Source organism: Mesorhizobium sp. M7A.F.Ca.CA.004.06.1.1 (genome assembly GCF_003999135.1).
GTDB lineage: Bacteria > Pseudomonadota > Alphaproteobacteria > Rhizobiales > Rhizobiaceae > Mesorhizobium.
The window spans coordinates 1-2,086 of the sequence record NZ_RZPQ01000910.1 but is presented as its reverse complement, the minus strand read 5'-3'; the positions used below and the strand labels follow the sequence as shown (position 1 = coordinate 2,086).

Here is a 2,086-nt window from a genome sequence, read left to right as displayed (position 1 = left end):
GGACGTGCGCCCTTCGGGAGGTGACGTTTCAAAAGCCCAGAACTTTTTTCAGCCGGCGCAACAGACCATCCGTCTCAGAAGAGGGTTTTTCCTGTGCGGGGCTGTCTCTTGTCTAGGCTGCGAACGGATGCTTGACCTTGTCGCGCTGGGCCGTTGCTTCGGCGGCGGTCGGGGTTCCTGCAACGGCGCGCTGGATAGCTTCCTTTGTCGCCTCGTAATTGTATTTCTGGATCTTGGCGTCGTCCGCCGCGTCCCAATGGATGAACACCCCGACGCAGATGAACACGTCGTCCGCTTCGTTGGCCGGAATGGTCCCGTCCGCAACGCTGTCCTGCACGGCCTTTGCCACGGCGTGCTGCGCCGGGCCGAACATCTGGACCGCCTGCTTGGCGCCCTTGATCGTGACCTTGTTGAACATCACGGTGTTGGGTTTGCATTGAAGATTGGGCGCGATCACCGCCAAAAGCGAAGTAAAGCCGTCCTTGTTGTTGGTAAGCGCGTTGCAGAATGCCGTTTCGACCGCGCTCCCCCGCGGGCCGATGAGCAGGTCGACATGCGCGACTTCGTTGCCGTCTCCCACCAGCGATTCACCGACCATAACCTTTGAGATTTTTGCCATGCCAATTTCCTCCAAGACACAATTATGATGTCCACGGACGCTGCAACCGAGCAGGCGCTCGATGGACAGCTATCCTTGTTGGCAGCGTCCGGATTTGCCCGGACCGGTTGGCTAGATAGCCGCGGAAGCACAGCTTCCGCTTTTGGAAGTCAAGCACCAACGCCGCGATTATGCAAGGTGAGGGCGAGGGTGTGGACTAAAAGAGTAGCCACGGTGAGGTCGGCCGAGGTGCCGGGATTGATGTTGTCGGCCTTCAGCCGGCGGTCGAACTCCATGAGCAGGCGAATGCGCGACGGCTCGTCGCCCTCGGCATGGAGCGCCGCCTGAACGGCAACGGCTTCCTGCCGCGCTTGATTTGCGACGTCAACGCCGTGCTTGCGCATCACATGGCTGTCGGGGAAGCCGGCGAGAAACGCCATGTAGACGAATACCGTCGGCCACATGCCCGTTTCTTCGCGTGCCAACGCTCCATCCAGCGTGGCGAGCCCGACCCCGAACACGTCGCCGAAACAGCTGCCGTACTGGCGGGCGATCATGTCGCGGTCGGCGGCCTCCCGCATCGCGTCCAGCAAATGAACCTTCGGCTCCTGCCGCACATCGTTGGCGGCTTCTCCGAGGCCGCCTGGCGCGGCCGTGACAATCGCCTCGAATACCGCCTTGGTATCCTGCACGCTCAAAGCCCGAAGCAGCAAGTCGAGATTGTCCTGCAGTCTGTCACCGCCCATTTCGGCGGCGCATATCAGTGGCCCTGCCAGAAGGATGATTCCGAGATTGGTATTGGTTGCGACCGCCAGTCGGGTCGCGCGCACGGCCTCCAGCATGCGCTGTCCGACCGGCAGACGAGGATCGGTCAGCGGCCCGGAAGAAACCTCCGCACTCATCATGAACTGGGCGGCGGACATGCCGTGTCCGTCGGCGAACAGATGGACGTTGCCCGGTTTGAGGGCTTCGATCTCCATCCTGCAGGCATCCTTGTAACTGGCCCGGAGGCGTTCGCGCGAAACCGCCATCCTACTGGCCCTCACGAATTCGCAGGCGCGGTAAAACGATAGGGCCGCGGCGCGGCGGCCGCTTCGGCACGGTCGGCCAGGAGCTTCAGCAAGGCATCGGCGATTGCCTCGGCGATATTCACGGCGACCACCGATTGCAATCCCGACCAGGCGGGCATGCTGTTCACTTCGAGTATGAACAGATTGCCGTCGTCATCCCGCACGATGTCCACGCCGGCAAAATCCGCGCCGACCGCGGCTGACGCGGCGACAGCCAGCGAGGCCAGTTCCGCCTTGCCATATTGGGAAACCTGTTCCGGCACGCCGCCCCGGTTGACGTTCGTGATCCAGTCGTCGCTGATGCGGCTCATCATCGCCACGGTCTCGCCGGCGCAGACAAAGACGCGAAAATCCCGGAAAGGCGGACCGGCACGCGACACATATTGCTGGAGGTAATAGACGCTGTTCACCTCTTCTG

General features: G+C 62.0%; 3 protein-coding genes. All 3 read right to left on the bottom strand.

The features are described 5' to 3' along the window. Nucleotides 1–112: 112 nt before the first annotated feature. Nucleotides 113–619, bottom strand: a complete 507-nt coding sequence (gene fae / locus EN906_RS32020) for a formaldehyde-activating enzyme (protein ID WP_013532036.1) — start codon at nt 617–619, stop codon at nt 113–115. 149 nt (nt 620–768) lie between these two features. Next, nucleotides 769–1,629 carry a triphosphoribosyl-dephospho-CoA synthase gene (locus EN906_RS32015; protein WP_127269836.1) on the bottom strand — a complete coding sequence of 287 codons (861 nt, stop codon included), beginning with the start codon at nt 1,627–1,629 and terminating at the stop codon, nt 769–771. A gap of 11 nt (nt 1,630–1,640) precedes the next feature. After that, the coding region (locus EN906_RS32010; RefSeq protein ID WP_245484374.1) for an ATP-grasp domain-containing protein at nt 1,641–2,086 on the bottom strand (446 nt) is incomplete at its 5' end.

Excerpts from the sequence above, each read along its gene's own strand:
- fae (WP_013532036.1), bottom strand. The coding sequence starts at position 619 with ATGGCAAAAATCTCAAAGGTTATGGTCGGTGAATCGCTGGTGGGAGAC.
- EN906_RS32015 (WP_127269836.1), bottom strand. The coding sequence starts at position 1,629 with ATGGCGGTTTCGCGCGAACGCCTCCGGGCCAGTTACAAGGATGCCTGC.